At 55.2% G+C, this 21448-nt stretch carries 21 protein-coding genes; 10 read left to right on the forward strand and 11 right to left on the reverse strand.

Annotated elements, in window-relative coordinates; translation table 11 throughout:
- Both HBN68_RS04610 and HBN68_RS04615 read left to right on the forward strand, forming a co-directional pair.
- Window positions 1-3099, forward strand: coding sequence for an efflux RND transporter permease subunit (locus tag HBN68_RS04610; protein ID WP_094993533.1), 3099 nt, complete (start codon window positions 1-3; stop codon window positions 3097-3099).
- Window positions 3100-3151: 52 nt separating this feature from the next.
- Window positions 3152-3790, forward strand: a complete 639-nt coding sequence (locus tag HBN68_RS04615) for a DUF1345 domain-containing protein (RefSeq protein WP_169962889.1) — start codon at window positions 3152-3154, stop codon at window positions 3788-3790.
- A gap of 57 nt (window positions 3791-3847) precedes the next feature.
- Here HBN68_RS04615 and hppD read toward each other — a convergent pair whose 3' ends face one another.
- Entirely contained in the window at window positions 3848-4924 is a 1077-nt protein-coding gene (gene hppD, locus HBN68_RS04620) for a 4-hydroxyphenylpyruvate dioxygenase (protein ID WP_094993531.1), read from the reverse strand.
- Between the two features lie 336 nt (window positions 4925-5260).
- On the opposite strand from hppD, the gene HBN68_RS04625 reads away from it, so the two are divergent.
- From HBN68_RS04625 to gloA, 3 genes are all read left to right on the forward strand, one after another.
- Window positions 5261-6805 carry an EAL domain-containing protein gene (locus tag HBN68_RS04625; protein ID WP_169962892.1) on the forward strand — a complete coding sequence of 515 codons (1545 nt, stop codon included), beginning with the start codon at window positions 5261-5263 and terminating at the stop codon, window positions 6803-6805.
- A gap of 239 nt (window positions 6806-7044) precedes the next feature.
- The gene (locus HBN68_RS04630) at window positions 7045-7404 is read left to right on the forward strand and encodes a histone-like nucleoid-structuring protein, MvaT/MvaU family (RefSeq protein WP_169962895.1); all 360 of its coding nucleotides are present in this window, start codon (window positions 7045-7047) and stop codon (window positions 7402-7404) included.
- Between the two features lie 397 nt (window positions 7405-7801).
- Window positions 7802-8323 (forward strand): lactoylglutathione lyase, encoded by a 522-nt coding sequence (gene gloA, locus HBN68_RS04635; RefSeq protein ID WP_094993529.1) that lies wholly within the window; start codon window positions 7802-7804, stop codon window positions 8321-8323.
- Between the two features lie 55 nt (window positions 8324-8378).
- On the opposite strand, the gene ahpF is transcribed toward gloA, so the two are convergent.
- The 3 genes from ahpF to HBN68_RS04650 form a co-directional block, all read right to left on the reverse strand.
- A complete protein-coding gene (ahpF, locus tag HBN68_RS04640; protein ID WP_169962897.1) occupies window positions 8379-9941 on the reverse strand; it encodes an alkyl hydroperoxide reductase subunit F in 1563 nt (520 codons plus the stop codon).
- A gap of 128 nt (window positions 9942-10069) precedes the next feature.
- Complete coding sequence (gene ahpC, locus HBN68_RS04645) at window positions 10070-10633, reverse strand: alkyl hydroperoxide reductase subunit C (protein WP_016780891.1); 564 nt, start codon at window positions 10631-10633, stop codon at window positions 10070-10072.
- Between the two features lie 178 nt (window positions 10634-10811).
- Window positions 10812-11750 (reverse strand): site-specific integrase, encoded by a 939-nt coding sequence (locus HBN68_RS04650; protein WP_169962900.1) that lies wholly within the window; start codon window positions 11748-11750, stop codon window positions 10812-10814.
- A 179-nt stretch (window positions 11751-11929) separates the two neighbouring features.
- Here HBN68_RS04650 and HBN68_RS04655 point away from each other — a divergent pair, with 179 nt between their 5' ends.
- Window positions 11930-12940 carry a DNA-binding protein gene (locus tag HBN68_RS04655; RefSeq protein ID WP_169962902.1) on the forward strand — a complete coding sequence of 337 codons (1011 nt, stop codon included), beginning with the start codon at window positions 11930-11932 and terminating at the stop codon, window positions 12938-12940.
- Window positions 12941-13014: 74 nt separating this feature from the next.
- Here HBN68_RS04655 and HBN68_RS04660 read toward each other — a convergent pair whose 3' ends face one another.
- From HBN68_RS04660 to galU, 3 genes are all read right to left on the reverse strand, one after another.
- Window positions 13015-15045 (reverse strand): DUF4329 domain-containing protein, encoded by a 2031-nt coding sequence (locus HBN68_RS04660; protein ID WP_169962905.1) that lies wholly within the window; start codon window positions 15043-15045, stop codon window positions 13015-13017.
- Between the two features lie 168 nt (window positions 15046-15213).
- Entirely contained in the window at window positions 15214-16572 is a 1359-nt protein-coding gene (gene gorA, locus HBN68_RS04665; RefSeq protein WP_169962907.1) for a glutathione-disulfide reductase, read from the reverse strand.
- A gap of 134 nt (window positions 16573-16706) precedes the next feature.
- Window positions 16707-17546 carry a UTP--glucose-1-phosphate uridylyltransferase GalU gene (gene galU, locus HBN68_RS04670; protein ID WP_047274668.1) on the reverse strand — a complete coding sequence of 280 codons (840 nt, stop codon included), beginning with the start codon at window positions 17544-17546 and terminating at the stop codon, window positions 16707-16709.
- A gap of 278 nt (window positions 17547-17824) precedes the next feature.
- On the opposite strand from galU, the gene HBN68_RS04675 reads away from it, so the two are divergent.
- On the forward strand, window positions 17825-18013 hold the full coding sequence (locus HBN68_RS04675; RefSeq protein ID WP_094993523.1) for a hypothetical protein: 189 nt from the start codon (window positions 17825-17827) through the stop codon (window positions 18011-18013).
- A 25-nt stretch (window positions 18014-18038) separates the two neighbouring features.
- Window positions 18039-18317 (forward strand): hypothetical protein, encoded by a 279-nt coding sequence (locus HBN68_RS04680; RefSeq protein WP_094993522.1) that lies wholly within the window; start codon window positions 18039-18041, stop codon window positions 18315-18317.
- An 8-nt stretch (window positions 18318-18325) separates the two neighbouring features.
- On the opposite strand, the gene HBN68_RS04685 is transcribed toward HBN68_RS04680, so the two are convergent.
- The 4 genes from HBN68_RS04685 to HBN68_RS04700 all read right to left on the reverse strand — a co-directional run bounded on the left by HBN68_RS04685 (window position 18326) and on the right by HBN68_RS04700 (window position 20735).
- Window positions 18326-18556, reverse strand: coding sequence for a hypothetical protein (locus HBN68_RS04685; protein ID WP_169962909.1), 231 nt, complete (start codon window positions 18554-18556; stop codon window positions 18326-18328).
- A 68-nt stretch (window positions 18557-18624) separates the two neighbouring features.
- The gene (locus HBN68_RS04690; RefSeq protein ID WP_169962911.1) at window positions 18625-19551 is read right to left on the reverse strand and encodes a c-type cytochrome; all 927 of its coding nucleotides are present in this window, start codon (window positions 19549-19551) and stop codon (window positions 18625-18627) included.
- Window positions 19548-20198 carry a c-type cytochrome gene (locus HBN68_RS04695; RefSeq protein ID WP_094993519.1) on the reverse strand — a complete coding sequence of 217 codons (651 nt, stop codon included), beginning with the start codon at window positions 20196-20198 and terminating at the stop codon, window positions 19548-19550. The genes HBN68_RS04690 and HBN68_RS04695 overlap by 4 nt, the downstream gene beginning before the upstream one ends.
- A gap of 183 nt (window positions 20199-20381) precedes the next feature.
- Complete coding sequence (locus HBN68_RS04700) at window positions 20382-20735, reverse strand: hypothetical protein (protein WP_094993518.1); 354 nt, start codon at window positions 20733-20735, stop codon at window positions 20382-20384.
- Window positions 20736-20944: 209 nt separating this feature from the next.
- Here HBN68_RS04700 and HBN68_RS04705 point away from each other — a divergent pair, with 209 nt between their 5' ends.
- Window positions 20945-21247 carry a DUF1883 domain-containing protein gene (locus HBN68_RS04705; protein WP_047274675.1) on the forward strand — a complete coding sequence of 101 codons (303 nt, stop codon included), beginning with the start codon at window positions 20945-20947 and terminating at the stop codon, window positions 21245-21247.
- A gap of 33 nt (window positions 21248-21280) precedes the next feature.
- Window positions 21281-21445, forward strand: a complete 165-nt coding sequence (locus HBN68_RS04710; protein WP_094993517.1) for a hypothetical protein — start codon at window positions 21281-21283, stop codon at window positions 21443-21445.
- Window positions 21446-21448: the final 3 nt, after the last annotated feature.

Consider the following 21448-nt stretch of genomic DNA (forward strand, 5'->3'; position numbering starts at 1 on the left):
ATGCCGCAGTTCTTTATCGATCGGCCCATCTTTGCGTGGGTCGTCGCGTTGTTCATTGTGCTGGCGGGGGCTTTAGCCATTCCGCAATTGCCGGTCGCCAAATACCCAAACGTCGCACCGCCCAAGGTTGAGGTCTATGCGGTCTACCCCGGCGCTTCGGCCCAGACGCTGGACGAAAGTGTGGTCAGCCTGATTGAGCAAGAGCTCAACGGCACGGATGGCCTGATGTATTTTGAGTCTCAGAGCAGCCTGGGCAGCGCCACCATTACCGCCACGTTCAAGCCGGGCATCGATCCGGAAATGGCGCAGGTCGATGTGCAAAACCGCCTCAAGGCCGTCGAGTCACGTTTGCCACAGGCGGTCATGCAACAGGGGTTACAAGTCGAGAAAGTCTCGTCCGGCTTTTTAATGCTGGTAACGCTCACGGCTAATAACAGCCCGCTGGACGAGGTCGCGCTCAGTGACTACCTCGCCCGCAACGTCATGAACGAAATCAAGCGTATAGAAGGCGTGGGCAAGGCCCAGCTCTATGGCGCCGAACGGGCCATGCGCATCTGGATTGATCCGCAAAAGCTGATCGGCTTTCACTTGACCCCTGCTGACGTCAATCAGGCAATTGCCAATCAGAACGCTCAAGTTTCGGCGGGCAGCATCGGTGATTTGCCGGGACGCCCGACGCAGGAAATCACGGCTACGGTGCTGGTTAAAGGCCAGCTCTCGACCCCTGAAGAGTTTGGCGACATTGTGCTGCGCGCCAATCCGGACGGCTCCACGGTGCGCGTGCGCGACGTGGCGCGGGTCGAAATTGGTAGTCAGGAATACCAGTACGGCACACGCCTCAATGGCAAGACTGCCACAGCCTTCAGCGTGCAGTTGGCGCCCGAAGCCAACGCCTTGAGCACTGCGACCCTGATTCGCGCCAAGATGGACGAGTTGAGCCGGTACTTCCCTGCGGGTGTTGAGTACACCATCCCGTACGACACATCGCCGTTCGTCAAAGTCTCGATTACCAAAGTGATGTACACCCTGGTCGAGGCGATGGTGCTGGTGTTTGCCGTGATGTTCCTGTTTTTACAGAACATCCGTTACACCCTGATCCCGACACTGGTGGTACCGGTCGCGCTGATGGGCACGTTTGCCATGATGCTGGTGCTTGGCTTCTCGATCAACGTACTGACGATGTTCGGTATGGTGCTGGCGATCGGGATTCTGGTGGATGACGCCATTGTGGTGGTGGAAAACGTCGAGCGGATTATGGTGACCGAGGGGCTGTCCCCACGCGAAGCCACACGCAAGGCCATGACCCAGATCAGCGGCGCTATCATCGGTATCACCCTGGTATTGGTGGCCGTGTTTATCCCGATGGCGTTCATGCCGGGCTCGGTGGGGGTGATTTACCAGCAATTCTCGCTGTCGATGGCCACCTCAATCCTGTTCTCGGCTTTTTTGGCCCTGTCGCTGACCCCGGCGTTGTGCGCCACCCTGCTCAAGCCCATTGCCAAAGGCGAGCATCATGCCAAGGGCGGTTTCTTTGGCTGGTTCAACGCGCGGTTTGAGCGGCTGTCCCAAGGCTACGAGCACTGGGTGGTGCATGTGATCAAGCGCAGCGGGCGCTATTTGCTGGTCTACGGCGCACTGCTGGTGATGTTGGTGCTGTGTTTTGCCCGTCTGCCCTCCTCGTTTTTGCCGGTTGAGGATCAGGGCTACACCATTACCGACATCCAGTTGCCGCCGGGGGCCAGCCAGGTGCGCACGATCAAGGTGGCTGAACAGATCGAAGCGCACAACGCCACTGAGCCGGGGGTGGGTAACACCACGATGATTCTGGGCTTCAGCTTCTCCGGTAACGGCCAGAATGCCGCGCTGGCGTTCACGACCATGAAGGATTGGTCCGAGCGCGGCGTAAAAGACTCAGCTTCGGCCATCGCCGACCGCGCCAATGCGGCGTTCAGCGACCTCAAGGATGCTGTGGCATTTGCCATTCTGCCGCCACCCGTGAGCGGGCTGGGGACCTCGAGCGGTTTTGAGTTCCGTCTGCAAGACCGTGGTGGCGTCGGGTATGACGTGCTGATGCAAGCACGCAGCGAGTTGCTGGCGTTAGCCGAGAAAAGCCCGGTGCTGACCAATGTGCGTGAAAGCGCACTGGCTGAGAGCCCGCAGGTGCAACTGGAGGTTGACCGTAAGCGCGCGAATGCATTGGGCATTTCCTTTGCCGACATCGGAAACGTGCTCTCTACGGCCGTGGGATCGGCTTACGTCAATGACTTCCCGAATCAGGGCCGCATGCAGCGCGTGGTGGTACAGGCCGAGGGCGATCAGCGCAGTCAGGTTGAAGACCTGCTCAAGATCAATGTGCGCAACAACCTCGACAAGATGGTGCCGTTGTCGGCCTTTGTCGAAGCGCGCTGGATTCAGGGGGCATCGCAGTTGACGCGTTACAACGGTTACCCGGCCATCAGCATTTCCGGCGAAGCGGCCGTCGGCCACAGCACTGGCGAAGCGATGATCGAGATCCAGCGTCTGGTTGCACAGCTGCCCGCTGGCATGGGCATGGAATGGACCGGCCTGTCGCTGGAAGAAAAAATCTCCGGAGCACAGGCGCCGATTCTGCTGGGCCTGTCGTTGCTGGTGGTGTTCTTGTGCCTGGCAGCCTTGTACGAGAGTTGGTCGATCCCCACTGCTGTGTTGTTGGTGGTGCCTTTGGGCGTATTGGGCGCAGTGCTGGCAGTGACGTTGCGAGGAATGCCCAATGACGTGTTCTTTAAGGTGGGCTTGATCACGATCATTGGCCTGTCGGCCAAGAACGCGATCCTGATCATCGAGTTCGCCAAGACCTTATATGACGAGGGTCATGATCTGGTGGATGCCACTGTGCAGGCGGCGCGCTTGCGTCTGCGTCCGATCGTAATGACTTCACTGGCTTTCATTCTCGGCGTCGTGCCGTTGGCCATTGCCACCGGCGCGAGCTCCGCGAGTCAGCAAGCAATTGGTACGGGCGTTATCGGCGGCATGATCGTGGCCACGCTGGCCGTGGTTTTCGTGCCGGTCTTTTTTGTTGTGGTGATGAAACGAGTGAGCAGAAAACCGCGAGCGCATTAAGCATCGTCGGCGCGTGCTAAGGTTCAGCACTACCACGTTACAGGGACTGTTTATGCCGCACCTTGCACGCACTCACCCTCGCCTGACCGCTGCCACTGTTCTGGGGGTTGCGGTCGGGATTTTCGCACCCGCCGCGACCCTGACCACCCAGTTTCTGCTGGGCTGGAATGCCGGTGTCTGGCTGTACTTGGCGTTGACGTTCTGGCTGGTGGTTCGCTCCAAAGCCTGCGACGTCAAACGCACGGCGGAAGTTGAAGACGAAAATGCCAGCATGGTGTTGTTCACTGTCTGCGTGGCTGCAATCGCCAGCCTGGCAGCGATCACCCTTGAGCTCTCCGGTAATAGCAAACTGAGCAACACCGACCAGGTGATGCACTACGCCTTCACGGGTATGACCATCGTCGGTTCGTGGTTGATGATCGGGGTTATCTTCAGCCTTCACTACGCCCGACTCTTTTACAACAATGATGGCCCTGAACCTGCGCTGCGTTTTCCTGAAGGTGAGCTGGACCCGGACTACTGGGACTTCCTGTACTTCTCTTTCACGTTGAGCGTAGCGGTACAAACCGCTGACGTTTCAATTGCCACCCGCGAGATGCGTAAAGCTGTATTGGGCCACTCCTTGTTGGGTTTCTTGTTCAACACGGCTGTATTGGGTTTCTCCATCAACATTGCCGCAGGCTTGTTTTAAGCCCATAAAAAAACGCCCGCCCCTATGACAGGGCGGGCGTTTTTTTGTGCGCCAGAATCAGTCTGCGGTCAATACACCGCGACGCACCTGATCACGCTCGATGGATTCAAACAGGGCCTTGAAGTTACCTTCCCCAAAACCGTCGTCCCCCTTGCGCTGAATAAACTCGAAGAACACCGGGCCCATCAGGGTTTCGGAGAAGATCTGCAGCAGCAAGCGCTTGTCGCCCTTATCGGACGAACCATCGAGCAAGATCCCGCGTGATTGCAGGGCCTCTACCGACTCGCCATGATTTGGCAAGCGGCCTTCAAGCATTTCGTAATAGGTGTCCGGTGGAGCTGTCATGAAGCGCATGCCGATTTTCTTCAGCGCGTCCCAGGTCTTGACCAGGTCGTCACTGAGGAAAGCCACGTGCTGAATGCCTTCGCCGTTGAACTGCATCAGGAACTCTTCGATCTGCCCGGCACCCTTGGACGACTCTTCATTGAGCGGGATGCGGATCATGCCGTCCGGGGCTGTCATGGCCTTGGACGTCAGGCCGGTGTACTCACCCTTAATGTCGAAGTAACGAATTTCACGGAAGTTAAAGAGCTTTTCGTAGAAATTGGCCCAGTAAGCCATACGCCCGCGGTACACGTTGTGGGTCAGGTGGTCGATGATTTTCAGGCCTGCCCCCACGGGATGACGGTCCACGCCTTCAATGAAAACAAAGTCGATGTCATAGATCGAACTGCCTTCGCCATAACGGTCAATCAGGTACAGCGGTGCACCACCGATGCCTTTGATCGCAGGGAGGTTCAGTTCCATTGGACCGGTCGGGATTTCAATCGGTTGCGCGCCCAGTTCAAGTGCCCGGGCATAAGCCTGTTGCGCATTGCGCACGCGAAATGCCATGCCGCAAACGGACGGGCCGTGCTCGGCAGCAAAGTAGGAGGCTACGCTGTGAGGCTCATTGTTGAGGATCAGGTTAATGTCGCCCTGGCGGTACAGATGCACAGCCTTGGAGCGGTGGGTGGCGACTTTGGTAAAACCCATGATTTCGAAAATGGGTTCAAGGGTATTCGGTGTTGGGGATGCGAACTCGATGAATTCAAAGCCCATCAGACCCATTGGGTTTTCGTATAGATCAGCCATTTTGGCGCCTCATCTTTGTCATTTTTAGAATTAACGTAAGGTTATTTGCTAAGAATGCCGAAGCGTTGAGGCGGCGCGCAGGAAATGCCACGTACACTGCGCGCAAGGAAATCTCCGTGAATCAGTTGGAACCCGAATATCTTCATGTCGACCCATCTCTTGCGGGCGGGGCTTCTGCTTGCAGAAGTCATTATTCTTGTATGCGTAAGCGGATTCTACATGGCGTAATCAGGTTTGTCCCGGCCACCCGTGAATTTGTGGCGTACCAATGCTAGCCTTTTCCTATTACCGCCTACCCTCTTTCTATCGATAGCCCTTGTGTGCGCAGGAACCTGAATGCCTTTAACGCTGAAAATGACCCGCAAATGGACAGAGCGTTACGCGTTGGTTGTGCTCAGTGGATTACTGCCTGTGGTGCTGGGGTTGTGCATCATTGTCTGGCAGGCTGATCGTTCTTTGAAACTGGTCGCTCAACAGACCTCGACCGAGGCGGTCAGGCAATTCGATCAAATGCTCGACAATGCAGCGCTGGCATCGGAGGTGGTGCTGCCTTTATCCGGTCAGGCCTGCCCCCAGGTCGAACTTGCGCTACGCGATCAAGTTACTCGCCGCCCCTTTGTTCGCTCGGTCAACCTGGTATGGGATAACCAACTGTACTGCTCCTCGCTGTTCGGCAACTTCAAGGAAACCGTCAACCCGGAAAATTATGCCGCCGGGCGGTTGTGGTTAATGGCAGGCAATCCGGTCACCCCGAACGAACCCCTGCTGATCCTGCGCAAACAAAAAAACGCTCAAGGCGTTCTGGTCAGCCTGTATGGTTTTCACTTGGTCAATGTATTGGGCCTTATCAATCATAAAACCCTTTTATTGATACAAGTGGGCGATGCCTGGATTGACCGTTATGGCGTCGTTCGCACTACGCCTGTACCGCAATACCCTGTGGCGCAAGTTAGCTTGCCATCGTCTGAATACCCCTACCGTGTCGTGGCGGGTTTCAGCGACGGTGAAGTGTGGCGTTTTGCTGTGGTGGAATACCCCGGTTTACTCGCATTACTGATCTTTTTGGGCGTGGTGTCGGCGGCCACTGTTCGCTGGTTACAAAAGCGCGCGTCATCTCCCAGCCATGAACTCCAGCGGGGGTTGGAGGCAGGAGAATTCATTCCCTTTTTCCAGCCTATTGTGCGCGCCGCTGACCGGCAGTGGGCGGGCGCTGAAGTATTGATGCGCTGGCAACATCCACGCGAAGGTCTGGTCGGGCCTGATTTGTTCATTCCTTTTGCAGAGCACTCCGGGCTTATTGTGCCCATGACGCGGTCGTTAATGCAGCAAACCGCAAAGTTGTTGGCGCCACAGGCCAATCGTCTGGAGACCGGTTTTCATATTGGGTTCAATATCACGGCCCGGCACTGTCAAGACCTTGAACTGGTTGAAGACTGCCGGTCTTTTCTTAAGGCTTTTGCACCCGGGCATATAAAACTCGTATTGGAGTTAACAGAGCGTGAATTGATTGTCCCGAGTGAGGTGACCCACCGCTTATTTGCCCAATTGCATGAGCTGGGGGTGATGATAGCCATTGATGACTTCGGCACAGGGCACTCAAGCCTGGGCTACCTGCATGAATTCAATGTGGATTATTTAAAAATTGATCAAAGTTTCGTCGCCATGATCGGCGCGGATGCCCTGTCCATTCATATTCTTGATGCCATTATTGAGCTCAGCGCAAAACTGGGGCTGGGGGTTGTCGCGGAAGGGATTGAGACCGAGGAACAAAGCGACTATCTGGCAGCCCGTGGCGTGGCGTTTTTGCAGGGGTACTTGTTCGCACGCCCTTTACCTGCAGAGCAGTTTATCGTGTCTTTGCACGAGCGCCCGACCGCATAGATGTAAACGAAGCCAAACGCTTTAATCAGGTGTTATAGAGCCGATCATCTGTTGTGTGGCAGTTTGTAAATTAACTACTACAATTTTTTTGACCGGATTCAGGTCGCCCAATTCCTTATGTTACTGAGCAGTCATTTGCAATGAACCGCTGAAGTACTGTTCTGTCTACCTTATGTTGCCCGTCCATCTTTCATCACATCGGTCAGGTACAGACCGAACCCACGATCGGAGTAATGACTTTGAGCAGACTTGCCGAGTTTCGCGCCGCTGAAAAGGCGCTACAAGAACAAATGGCGCAGTTGGAAGCCTTGAAAAATGATGCCGGATTAAAAAAGGAGATTGAATTCGAGCAAAAACTTCAAGGGTTGATGAAATCTTACAATAAGAATCTGCGTGACATCATCGCGATTCTTGATCCTCACCCCGTGACATCCAAGCCTTCAGCAGCCCCTAAACAGCGCAAAGCCCGTGTTGTGAAGGTTTATCACAACCCACATACCGGTGAACTTATTGAAACCAAAGGCGGTAACCATCGCGGGCTTAAAGCGTGGAAGGAAAAGTACGGCGCATCAACCGTCGAGAGTTGGGTTCGCAGCTGACCCTTCCTGTAAAAGCCCTGTTTATCAGGGCTTTTTTGGGCAAGTAATTTATAGCGCCCTCTTTACAGCACATTGAAGGCTCACCCATGTCCACCGGCGCCGATAGTGCGAGGACCATTCAGCCGGGTTACGGGTCCGATAGTCGCAAGCGCATCGATATTCACAAATTTTTCACACCCATAGTTTCAGGATGAAGGCTGCTAAAGGACTAGCGCCCCATGCCCGCTTCGGCGGGCTTCTTTTTGCCTCGGATTTATCGAGCGCCCGCTCTACATCAACATCGCCATCCGTCCCATGAGCCGAATCGGGTTTGGCGCATGGCGTCACATTCCGTATCATTCCCTTCATCACGCTTAACGTAGCGACCAATCATCCAAGCATCATCTTCGGAGGGTTCATGAGCCTGCAAACACTGAACAGCATTCCCGGCGTTACTGCCACACCGGATAGCGCTACCCAAAATTTCGTGTTCAACCACACGATGCTGCGCGTCAAGAACATCGAGAAATCCCTGGATTTTTACACCCGCATCCTGGGTTTCTCATTGGTGGAAAAGCGCGACTTCCCTGAAGCAGCGTTCAGCCTGTACTTCCTGGCGCTGGTCGACAAAGCGCAGATCCCGGCGGATGACGCCGCACGCACCGAATGGATGAAGTCTATCCCGGGCATTCTGGAACTGACCCACAACCACGGCTCGGAAACCGACGACAGCGTTGTTTACCACAATGGCAATACCGATCCGCGCGGCTTTGGCCATATCTGCATTTCCGTGCCTGATATTGTCGCGGCCTGCGAGCGTTTTGAGGCACTGAATGTCGACTTTCAGAAGCGTCTGAGCGATGGCCGCATGAAGTCCCTGGCCTTCATCAAAGACCCCGACGGCTACTGGGTCGAGATCATTCAGCCCACCCCGCTGTAATAAGCAGCGCAAAAAAAACCCATGATTGCTCATGGGTTTTTTTCTGTCCGGACCATTAATCAGGAGCAGACGTGCGGATCAAATGATCGAAGGCACTCAGCGACGCCTTGGCGCCCTCGCCTACCGCAATCACGATTTGTTTGTACGGCACTGTAGTAACGTCACCGGCTGCAAAAATACCGGGGATCGACGTTTCACCCCGCGCATCCACCACAATTTCGCCACGTGGTGTCAACTCGACAGTCCCTTTGAGCCAATCAGTGTTAGGCAACAAACCGATCTGGACAAAAATCCCTTCCAGCTCGACAGTGTGCACGTCACCGGATTGACGATCTTTGTAACGCAAGCCATTCACTTTCTGACCGTCGCCAGTCACTTCCGTGGTTTGTGCCTGGGTGATGACAGTGACATTTGGCAAACTGTTGAGTTTGCGCTGCAAGACGGCATCGGCCCGCAGCTTGGTGTCGAACTCAAGCAAGGTGACGTGAGCAACGATGCCGGCCAAGTCAATGGCTGCCTCAACCCCTGAGTTACCGCCACCAATGACGGCCACGCGCTTGCCCTTGAACAGCGGCCCGTCGCAGTGCGGGCAGTATGCAACGCCACGGCTGCGGTATTCCTGCTCGCCGGGCACGTTCATTTCACGCCAGCGCGCACCGGTCGCCAGAATCAGCGTTTTGGCTTTCAATGACGCCCCACTGGCAAATTTGACTTCGTGCAGCTCGCTGCCCTTACCCGGAATCAATTGGTCTGCGCGTTGCAGGTTCATGATGTCCACGTCGTATTGCTTGACGTGTTCTTCAAGTGCCGTGGCCAGCTTCGGCCCTTCGGTTTCTTGAACCGAGATGAAGTTTTCGATGGCCATGGTGTCCAGCACCTGACCGCCGAAACGCTCTGCTGCCACGCCGGTGCGAATGCCTTTACGGGCAGCATAAATAGCCGCTGCTGCGCCGGCCGGGCCGCCGCCAATCACCAGCACATCAAAGGCATCTTTAGCGCTGATTTTCTCGGCCTGACGCTCAATGGCGCCGGTGTCCAGCTTGCCGAGAATCTCTTCAAGACCCATGCGGCCCTGACCAAAGTTGACGCCGTTCAGGTAAACGCTGGGAACCGCCATCACCTGGCGATCATTGACCTCGTCCTGAAACAGAGCACCGTCAATCGCCACGTGGCGAATATTGGGGTTGAGCACGGCCATCAGGTTCAGCGCCTGAACCACGTCCGGGCAGTTTTGGCAGGACAAGGAGAAGTACGTCTCGAAGTTGAACTCGCCTGTGAGCGAGCGAATTTGTTCAATCACTTCGGGACTGGCTTTCGATGGGTGGCCGCCTACTTGCAGCAAGGCCAGTACCAGCGATGTAAATTCGTGGCCCATGGGGATGCCTGCAAAACGCAGACTGATATCACCGCCCGGGCGGTTCAACGAGAACGATGGTTTGCGCGCATCGGTACCGTTGTCCAGCAAGGTGATCTGGCTGGAAAGGCTGGCGATTTCTTTCAACAAGTCATGCATTTCACGGGATTTCGCACCGTCGTCGAGGGATGCAACGATCTCGATCGGCTGGGTGACCCGCTCCAGGTATGACTTCAACTGAGCTTTTAAATTGGCGTCCAACATACGGGCGATCTCCTTAACGGTTTAAGACTGTGTAAAAAAAACGCCCGAGCGAATCTCGCCCGGGCGTTTTGAGGGCGATGCTGCTAACAACTCAGGTGCGGATCACCGCCCTTGGCTGGCTCACAGGCTTAGATCTTGCCGACCAGGTCGAGCGATGGCGCGAGGGTGGACTCACCTTCTTTCCACTTGGCCGGGCACACTTCACCCGGGTGGGCAGCGACGTACTGGGCAGCCTTGATTTTGCGCAGCAGTTCGGAAGCATCACGGCCAACGCCGCCATCGTTCAGCTCAACGATTTTGATCTGACCTTCAGGGTTGATCACGAACGTGCCGCGATCCGCCAGGCCCGCTTCTTCGATCAGAACGTCGAAGTTGCGAGAGATAGTCAGCGTCGGATCGCCGATCATGGTGTACTGGATTTTGCCAATGGCTGGCGAAGTGTTGTGCCATGCAGCGTGAGCGAAGTGAGTGTCAGTGGACACGCTGTAGATTTCCACGCCGAGTTTTTTGAACTCTTCGTAGTTGTCAGCCAGGTCTTCCAGCTCGGTTGGGCATACGAATGTGAAGTCAGCCGGGTAGAAGAACACAACGGACCATTTGCCTTTCAGGTCGGCGTCCGACACTTCTACGAAGCTGCCGTTTTTGTAAGCGGTGGCTTTGAACGGTTTTACTTGGCTATTGATGATAGGCATCGTTGACTCTCCGTCAGGGTTGAAAAGTTGATGGGGTGAATCCTAACAACACATGGTGTATCTGGCTCATTGGGAAAGCTGATACTGGTGATTGGTTTTGGCTATCAGGTTGCCCTATTAATAGAAGAAACCCGAATATCACTTTCTGCCAGCCCGCCAACCCGCATCTTGATCCCGATCAAGGCCCGATACGTTTTTCTGCCGCAATGCTCATCCCAGTAAACGGGGACGCTTCAACATAGCGCATCGCTGACTTAACGTCCTTCCAGCCGACGTAATTCATCAGGGACTTAAGGTCCCAGCCACTTTGATGCGCCCATGTTGCAAAACCACGTCGCAACGAATGGCTTGTGTACTGTTCGGCGGGAATGCCAGCTCGCTCCAGCGCTTGACGCAACAAGGGAATAACACTGTTGGCGTGCAAGCCCTCCTCACCCAGATTGCCCCAGCGATCGATCCCTCTGAATACCGGGCCGCGGACCAGCGCTGAAGCATTGAGCCACTCGATGTAAGCGCGCACCGGGCACAGGCGAAGCAATGCCGGGGTCTGGAAGGTTTTACCGAGGTTGTCTCGGTCACCTTTACTGCGCGGCAGATACAGGGTGATGCCCGAACCTGCGAGTGCTTGCACGTGTTCAATCTGCAAACGGCACAGCTCGTCACTGCGAAAGCCCCGCCAAAACCCCAGCAGAATCAGCGCCGTGTCGCGACGCGCACGCAGCCATCCTGGCTTATCGGCATTGGCTTGAGCCGCTTGGGCCTCACTTTCGAGCCAATCAATCACTTTCTCCAGATGCTGCAATTGCAACGGTTCTGCCTGCTTTTCTTGCGCCGGGTGTAACGCACGGATGCCTTTGAACACTTTGCGCACCACCGGCGCCTTTGTGGGGTCGGCAAAGCCTTGGCTGTTGTGCCATTGAGCTATGGCCGACAGACGCAATTTCAAGGTGTTGATCGAGAGCTGGCCTGCGTGCGCCACCAAGTAACGGACCACGCTGTCACTGGTGGCAGGCAAAAAACCGCCCCATGTCACTTCAAAGTGCTCAATGGCGGCGCGGTAACTGCGTCGGGTGTTATCGCGGGTAGCCGCGTTCAGATAGCGATCAAGATCGCTCATTGGGGCATCTCTCACATTTGCGTACTGGAAACAGGCCTGAAAATCACAAAACAGCCCTTGACGCGGGATAATACCAGTATATCCCGCCTGATAATTCATAAAATGTGACAGAAGATTCAATTCAATATAGTATGTAATTACATGATACATACCACAGTACATAATCGTAGGAGATACCCATGGCTCGCGGCGGTGTAAACAAAGCAGTGGTGCAAATTGCACGCGCGGCAATCCTGGCCCGTGGTGAACACCCAAGCATTGATGCGGTGCGGATCGAGATGGGGAATACCGGCTCAAAAACCACTATTCACCGATATTTGAAGGAGTTGGACGACAGTGACAGCCGTCGAGGTGTTTCCCATGAAGCGCTTGGCGATGAGCTGGCAGACTTGGTCTCCCGCCTCGCCCATCGGCTGCAAGAGCAAGCACAAGAACCGATTGATCGCGCCCAGGCACATTACGAACAGCTGAAAACGCAGCTGCAGGCCCAATTGTCTGAAGCTCAACTGACGCTGTCTGCGTTGAAACAGGAGCTGGATATTCAGGCGACAGCCTTGAACCAGGAAACCGCTCACCTCGAGTCCACGCGCTCCATGCTGCAGACCGAGCAGACGCGTAATGCGGCTCTAAATCAGGCGTGCAGCGATTTTGAACTGCGCCTCAAAGACCGTGACGAGCAAATACGTTCGCTGGAAGAAAAACACCTCCATGCGCGCGATGCGCTGGAGCATTACCGCAGCGCTGCCAAAGAGCAGCGCGAGCAAGATCAGCGGCGCCATGAGGGTCAGTTGCAACAGGTGCAGATGGAACTGCGACAGGCGCAGCAAAGCGCCCTTGTGCGGCAGGATGAAATCACACAACTGCACCGCGATAACGAACGGGTGCTCAGTGAAAACCGTGCGCTGGCCAAGGAAATCCATCAGGTCAATGAGCAGCAGAAAAAGCTGGCGCAACACAACCAACACTTGAGCAATCAGGTGAGCCAGTTGGAGGGGGAGCGCACCTTGCTCCAAGAACGGTTGCGGGTGGCAATCCATGAGGGCGAAACGCTTAAGCATGTACAGACCGAAGCTCAACAGGCTGTCACAGGCCTCACCATGCGCGCGATGAAGGCTGAGGCAGCACTTGAAACCTTTAAGGCACTGAGAGAACACGATGCGCCTTTACCCGTCACGCCGCCCGGCGAATGACGCAGTAGAAGCAGTAGCCTGCTGCCAGACGCTCAGTCCTGTTTGCCGAAGGCTGAGCGCCTGACCCAGGCGATTTAAAGTCCCGGACTGGCCGGCTTCTTTTCCGCAGCCGGATCAGCTCGAGGTACGGTGACCTTCCAGGTAGACGTCACCGTCCCCACCTCCCCCCACGCAGGGCTGCCAACCAGCACCTGCAATGAACCCGATCGTGCAACCAGGCTGATGTATTCACTGGGCTTTAGCGCATTGGCGCGCAACTTCATCTGAAGTGCATTTTTTCGAACACATTCAAGCTGATCCGCCCTGGGCGTAATTCTCTCCATCAGCCGACCTTCACGCTCGGAACCGCTCGGCGTGTACTTGATGAGCGCACCATCGTGCCCAAAAAAGTATCGGTATTGCGCCCACTGACGCTCATCAATGGCAGCCCGCAGCTCATGAGGTTCAAGCATGTTGCGATACAACTGCTCTTCTTCAGCCGAGCGCCATAACTGTAAAGGCTGCACCCGGTGACTGTGGTAAACCGCAACCACCCGGTAGCCTTCAGGCATTAGCGCAGGCGATTCAGCAGGATAAACACTCATGGGATCGAATGTTTCGCTGTACGACGCGACAGGCTCGGTGGCCGTAAATAAACCATCTGCGCGCTGACAGATGAGCCCGCCAAACACGCGATCACTCTCACGCTTAATGTGCTGGTGCACATGCAGGGCGACAGCGTCAGCATCCCTGAAAGCAGGACTCCAGTCGCGCTCGGTGACGTGCTTGTAGGGCTGCCAGTGTGCGTCTACTCGTCCAACTGCGCCCCACATATCAGTGGCATCAATAACACTTAGCTGAACAGTGGCAGCAACCGTGCAAATGTAGTCGCGCATCGCTACCGTCCCCGCCAACACGTTATTACGTGTATACCGGGGTGACGCCGCACCTGACTCATCAATCAACTCGGACAGGCGCCTAACACTGTTGTTATCCGGCATAACCCTTAATACCGCCCCCTCACGGGCGTTGATATAAAGAGGGACCGGCCGTTCAGTGCGCGAACATGCCGCCTTGATACCTGCCAATAAAAACTCAGGGTCAATAAAGTGTTTAAACAACCCGCGATCACGTGGCGGCAAGCGCTTGGGCGAGTGATAAAGAGAACTGGCGCAGTAGAAGCCATGAACCTCATAGCCGTGAGGCAACTGGACGCCCCCCTCAGCACCCGCTCCAAACACTCTGCTAAGCGAAAAGTCCACCTCACCCAAAACGGGCTCGGAAGCAATAAATTCTTGCCGCGTTAAATGTTGCAAAATTACCCCATAGTGACGCTCACTTGATTGGTGACTGCGTGACTTTGCATCCTTAATGGCCTCTTCGAGGGTTGGGTTGACCGCTCCGAATGCCGGATGCTCAACGATTCTGGGAGCAAGATCCAGATAACTCGAAGGCGTATACACCTCAAAGTCCGCGCCAACCCTGCCGACCTTTCCGCGCCACACCTCACTGGACTGAATGACCGACAACTTTCCTAGCGTAGCGGCGCCCCGGATCTGCTCGGTGAGAACCTCAAACAGCGTTGCCTTAAACATGGCCTCGACCATTACATCTTCAAGCGCGTCATCCTGCTCAGCCCCTTTGGACTGATATTTAATTAACGAGCCATTCAAGCCTGACAAATAATGCACGCTGATGAATGTGGCTATATCCGTATTGCGAAACACATCGTTGGGCGTAAAAAAACTGTCTCGCGTATAAAGGGCCGCTATTTCACGCAGGTCATTCTTCGCGGGGCTGGGCTCATAGTCATTGGTATGCGAATGATAAAGGGCATAGCAGATAAAGCCGGGGGGGTGACTTAGCTTTCCGGTCTCATCGACAGGAAGCAAGCGATAAGGGTTGTATTCGTCGGTCTCCGTAAAGAACGGCAAGGTCGCCACATACTTGCCATCCTCTGCTTTGAGGATTAGCCCTCCACACTCTTTAGCGTGCGTGTGATCGATGAATGCATGGACATAACGCGCGGCATCATCGGCACTCAGAAAATCAGGGCTTAAACCTGGCAGTACAGCATCTGCACGCTCATCAAATTGCCGCCGTACTCGAGTCGGTATCGGTTTCATGGCTTTCATCCGTCTGTGATTGATAAATCAACATTTCCAGACGGGATGATTGATGAACGCACGCACATGCGGGTGGTTGATATATACAGCGCATACAGCGTGATGGATGCAGAGCGACTGCCGCAGGCGTATGGCGTCGCCTGCGGCAGTCTCCGCACCCACAATCAGTCAGCGCTTAACGGGCGTGCGCATGGTGACGAATTCTTCTGCGGCAGTGGGGTGCACACCAATGGTTTCGTCAAAGTGTTGCTTGGTCGCCCCGGCCTTCATGGCAATCGCCAAACCTTGCACAATTTCTCCAGCTTCAGGACCGACCATGTGACAGCCCAGTACTTTGTCCGTTTCAGCATCAACCACCAGCTTCATGAACGTGCGTTCCTGGCATTCAGTCAACGTCAGCTTCATCGGCCGGAAACTGCTTTCGAAGACCTGCACCGTGTGACCTTCTTCGAGGGCCTGTTCCTCGCTCAAACCCACCGTCCCGATATTGGGCAGGCTGAAGACGGCTGTTGGAATCATGTTGTAATCCACTGGCCGGTATTGCTCGGGCTTGAACAGACGACGCGCCACTGCCATGCCTTCTGCGAGCGCTACTGGTGTCAGCTGCACGCGGCCGATGACGTCGCCGATGGCCAGGATCGAAGGTTCGTTGGTTTGGTACAGGTCGTTGACTTGAACAAAACCGCGCTTGTCCAGCGTGACGCCCGTCGCTTCAAGGCCAAGGTTGTCGAGCATCGGCCGGCGCCCCGTCGCATAGAACACGCAATCGGCTTCAAGCACACGCCCGTCCTTGAGCGTGGCGCTCAGACTGCCATCTGGCTGCTTGTCAATTCGCGCAATATCGGCGTTGAACTGAACGTCCATGCCACGCTTAAGCAGCTCTTCATGCAAATGCTTGCGTACAGAGCCATCAAACCCCCGCAGGAACATCTCACCGCGATACAGCAGCGAGGTCTCGGCGCCCAAGCCCTGGAAAATCCCGGCAAACTCGACGGCAATGTAGCCTCCGCCCACGACCAGTACACGCTTTGGAAGCTCCTTCAGGAAGAACGCTTCATTGGAGCTGATGGCATGCTCACGACCCGGAATGTCCGGAATCTGTGGCCAGCCACCTGTGGCGATGAGGATATGTTTTGCAGTATGGCGTTGACCATTGACCTCCACCTCGTTTGGCCCGGTCAATCTGGCGTGCCCTTCAAGCAGCGTGACACCACTGTTTACCAGCAAGTTGCGGTAGATACCGTTGAGACGATTAATCTCACGGTCCTTGTTGGCAATCAGCGTTGACCAATCGAAGCTGGACGTGCCCAGCGTCCAGCCAAAGCCTGACGCTTGCTCGAACTCTTCAGCAAAGTGGGCGCCGTAGACCAACAGCTTTTTGGGTACGCACCCCACATTGACGCACGTTCCGCCCAAGTAGCGGCTTTCAGCCACGGCCACTTTTGCACCAAAGCCTGCTGAAAAACGGGCAGCCCGTACACCGCCGGACCCGGCTCCAATCACAAACAAATCAAATTCGTAGGACATCACTATCTCCTGAGCAGTCCATCAGCATAATCCCTACGGCACGATTGACCAGCGCCGAGGGTGACTGAAATCGGAAAACGAGAAAGCCACCCGTAGGTGGCTTTCCCTTGAAGCAGTCAGCAAGCTCGCGTTACTTAGTAAGCTTTGCCGGTCTTGTAGAAGTTCTCGAAGCAGAAGTTGGTAGCTTCGATGTAGCCTTCAGCACCACCGCAGTCGAAACGCTTGCCCTTAAACTTGTACGCGATCACGCAGCCGTTTTGCGCCTGCTTCATCAGCGCGTCGGTAATCTGGATTTCGCCACCTTTACCCGGTTCGGTTTGCTTGATCAGATCAAAGATGTCAGGGGTCAGGATGTAACGACCGATGATCGCCAGGTTGGAAGGCGCGTCTTCAGGCGCTGGCTTCTCAACCATGTTGCGCACGCGGTACAGGTCATCACCAATCAGGTCACCGGCGATTACGCCGTACTTGTTGGTTTCCTGCGGATCAACTTCCTGAATGGCGATGATGGTGCAGCGGTACTGGTTGTACAGTTTGACCATTTGGGTCAAAACGCCATCGCCTTCAAGGTTGACGCAGAGGTCATCCGCCAGCACGACAGCAAAAGGCTCGTCGCCGATCAGTGGACGGCCAGTCAGAATAGCGTGACCCAGGCCTTTCATTTCGGTCTGACGGGTGTAAGAGAACGAGCATTCGCTCAGCAGGCGACGGATACCTACCAGGTATTTCTCTTTATCAGTGCCCTTGATCTGGTTTTCCAGCTCGTAACTGATGTCGAAGTGGTCTTCAAGTGCGCGCTTACCACGGCCGGTCACGATAGAGATTTCGTTCAGGCCTGCATCGAGTGCTTCTTCAACACCGTACTGGATCAGTGGCTTGTTCACCACCGGCAGCATTTCTTTAGGCATGGCTTTGGTCGCTGGCAAAAAGCGAGTGCCGTAGCCGGCTGCTGGGAACAAGCATTTCTTGATCATATGAGTCCTTAAAAGGGCTGTGCGTACGGATTTGGCGCAGTCTAATCAGGCGGCAGCAACCTTACAATGCCCCCGATAGCATCCTGATACCAACATAGAGAAAATATGTGCCACTTAGTTCCTTTTTAACTTTTTTTTCATGTGCCAGCGTCATTTACGGAACCTCTGAAATAACGCCAGGGTCTGCTTGAGACTAGTGGCACTTAAACATCCTTGACAGCGCAAGCCCCGGTTTGGCGGTACCATACGTGCTTTTCCAAGCAGAGGATCTAATTGCCATGTCGGATGTAAAAAAAGTTAACGGGTATCTGATTAAAGAAATCCAGCCAGGTGAGTGGTGGATCCTAGGCAACACCGAAGAGCAGGTTGCAGGCGCTTTTGTGACAGAGGCGGCCGCCATCGAAGTGGCCGCTGTGCTTCAGGACCTCCCCCCTTCACCGGTGCGCAAGCGTAATAAATCCTCCTGACCTTCTTTGCGAAAACTGGCACTCAATGAAAAAGATTCTGATAGGCGTACTGTTGACCCTCGGAGGCTGCGCAACAGCATCCAACACCTACTTGCCTGACGGCCAGCAGGGACTGAGCATCGACTGCTCCGGTGAGGCCATGTCATGGGGCAAGTGCTATGAAAAGGCGGACGCTTCATGTGCTGGCACGGGGTACACGATTGTTGGCACAGATGGCTCTTCGGCCGTCAAGGAAAGCGAAAAGACCATGGGTGTTGATGTCGGAAATTTCACCAGCCGTACGATTATCGTGATGTGCAAATAGCTCCAGCCTCAGAGGTGCACTTCGACGAACTTGATACCCAGTGAACGCAGCGTTTCCACTAACGTATCCAGGCCTTCGAAAGACTCAACTTCGTCGTTGTCATCCACCAAAAAGTAACTGCGCCCTGCACTCTTCTTGAAAAAAACAATCCACTCATCGGTCGCGGCCGGGTTGGGGATGGCATGGGTAGCTGTAATGCTGCCTTCGGCATGACGCTGCCGGACAAGCGCTCGTTTCATCGCGTTCTCCCGAAAAACTGCCGTGGCTCTACACGTTTTTAACGGCAGTGAGGTTCAAGGGGCACAGTTTACGGGATACCTTGCCCGATCAAAACGCCATTAACGGTTTGCCCATACGCGTTGACCCCGTCATTGGCGTGAAACTTCACGCGTGTTTTTTCAATCGACCCCTCCACCAAACGCGGGTCTTGTGGTCGCTCGTGCGTATTGACATACGCCGCCACATCCCAGGCTTGCTCGTCGCTCAAACTGCCGGGTTTACCCAAGGGCATATTGTGCTTGATGAACGACGCCGCCGTATTGATGCGATGCATGCCCGCCCCCCAGTTGTAGGAGTCTTTACCCCACAAAGGTGGCATCACGTAATCGGTTCCAACCTTCTGGCCTTGCCCCTCATTGCCATGACACAGCGCACAGTGCGCCTGATAAACAGCTGCGCCACGCACCAAGTCGTAGCCGCCAGCGGGTTCAGGCACCTGCGGATAGCCGCGCCCGGGCAGCTCGACCCCAACGGGCGCTTTTGTCGACAACCAATAGGCATACACCGACAAGGCTGTGATTTCACGACTGTCTGCGGCCGGTGGCGTGCCGCCATTCATACTGAACTGAAAACAGCCCTGCAGGCGTTCGGCAAACGTATTGACCTTGTCATTTTTCTTGCGATACGCGGGGTACATCGGGTAAGCCCCCCACAGCGGCGCGGAGTTCGCCAGTTTTCCCTGATCCAGATGGCAATTGGTGCAATTGAGGCCATTGCCGACGAATTGGGGCGCCTGACGTTTGGTGTCCACAAACAGTGCGTACCCGTCCATGACCATCTTTCCATAGGCATTGTCGGGAAGTTCGCTTTGCTGCGGCGGACGAAAATAGGAATTCGGGTGCTTTGCCGCAGGCGGGATTTTAAGCTGCGACTGATCTTCCATGGCAATGGTGGCTGCACCCGCCATCGGTGCAACCAGCACACAAAACGCATACACGGGCAACAGACGTTTCATTGCGCAGCCTCCTGAGGTGCCAGGGTGGCGAAATACTCAGCGACCGCCTTCACTTCTTCTGCTGTCATGGCTTTGGCAATATGCCCCATCAGGTCGCTCGGGTCGTTGCGGCGCAAGCCTTCACGCCAGGCATTAAGCTGTCCGGCAAGGTAAAGGGCGGGTTGATTGGCCAGTGGCGGAAAGGCGCTGCCAACCCCTGCACCGCCAGGCCCATGGCAGCTCACGCATTCAGGAATGTTGCGCTCCCAGGCGCCGCGAAGGGCCAGTGACTGCCCCACACTTTTGACCACCTGGCTGCGACTTACAGCAGGCGCTGTTGGCGCAGGCATGGCGGCTAAGGCTGTGGTCACTGAACGGATCTCATCCGACGTCAATGCACTGGCCAACGGCTGCATCACGGGACTTACCCGCGAGCCCTCTCTAAAGTCACGCAGCTGTTTGCTGAGGTAATCGGCAGAAAGACCTGCCAATCGCGGAAATCCTGCCGGGGCGACGCCCATGCCATCCATGCCATGACACGCCATACAGGCTGTGGCCCCAGGCTGACTGCCACCTTGCAGGAAGATGTTGCGAGGCTCCGCGGCCTGAACGCTGCTGATAGCAAGCAGCACTAAACCACCGGCCAGTGTTCGCTTAAGTGGCACCATGGCCCGCTCCATTATTGTTATATGCTTAGGCTTAACCCTTATAAGCACACAAATAGTAAGCTAATGGCCATTTGCCTGCAATGCGTAGTCCTCACTATCCGGCAGGCGTAAGAAAAAAACCTGACAGTTGCAAGAAGCAAGTGTCAGGTTTTGTGTTTGCCGCAGGAAGAATGAACGGAAGCGTTATTCGCCTGAGATGCAGTGCGTGGCTGCCGCGCGAATATCCCCTGGCCGAATCGGCACGTTAGACATGCTTTCGTAAACCTTGATGCTGCTTCCCGCCGAACGCTCTTCGATATCAATCACCGCTGTGGGCCCCGAGGTAAGCTTTTGCGGAACAATCACCCGCAAACCATCCTTGTGCGGCTCAATTTGCGGGGCTTTGCGCGTGCGTGACAATTGTTGCACCAGGCACTGAGCGTAGGCATTGGGCTTCTTGCCCGAAATCACACTCATCGTCGGCAATGTCTGCTCAATGTCCGTTACGGATGCACAGCCGCCCAAAGCCAACACTGCCACCAATACGCCCCACTTCATACAAATCCTCCGATAAAGATCCTACGACCATGGATCTTTAAAATTTCTCCCTGCCAGCAGGGAATTAATACTCAAAAAGTAGCAATTTTAATTTGCCAAACGTCAGATTCATCTGCACGGCAGCATAATAAGCTGGTTTAGCCTCCAACTTGGACTAAAGCACATGCTATCGTCCTGTTTTTTTAGCAAAAGCGCCCATCGGAGCCCCCATGAAATTCATTCACCAGCGTGAGCACCTCAACGAAGATGACATTGTCGTCATCGAGTGCTCCCATCCCTGCAACATTCGCCTGATGAGCGATGCGCACTTTCGCAGCTTCAAAAATGGCGGCCGCCACTCCTACCATGGTGGGGCATTTGACAAGTTTCCGGCCAGGATCACCGCGCCGAGCACCGGCTTCTGGAATATCACCATCGACACAGTCAGCAGCCGCGCCATCAGCGTGACCCGCAAGCCGACCTTGAAGCACTCGATCAAAATCGTTCGCCGGTCCAGCTCCAAGCTCCGTTAAACCTGACACCGTCTCTTAGCGACAGGAACTCCCGTGACAACCACTAAATACGTCATCAAGTACACGCTCAACGGCGAGCGCCGTTTTGAATTCGCGCAGCTCGAGTCCGCAACCGTGGAAGAAGCCCGCGCAGCGCTTGAGAAGATTCACGGCAAAGAAGAAATCATCGCCGACATTAAAGTGAGCAAGGCGCTCTAATCC

This window comes from Pseudomonas sp. WS 5078 (assembly GCF_012985745.1).
GTDB classification, from domain to species: domain Bacteria; phylum Pseudomonadota; class Gammaproteobacteria; order Pseudomonadales; family Pseudomonadaceae; genus Aquipseudomonas; species Aquipseudomonas lundensis_A.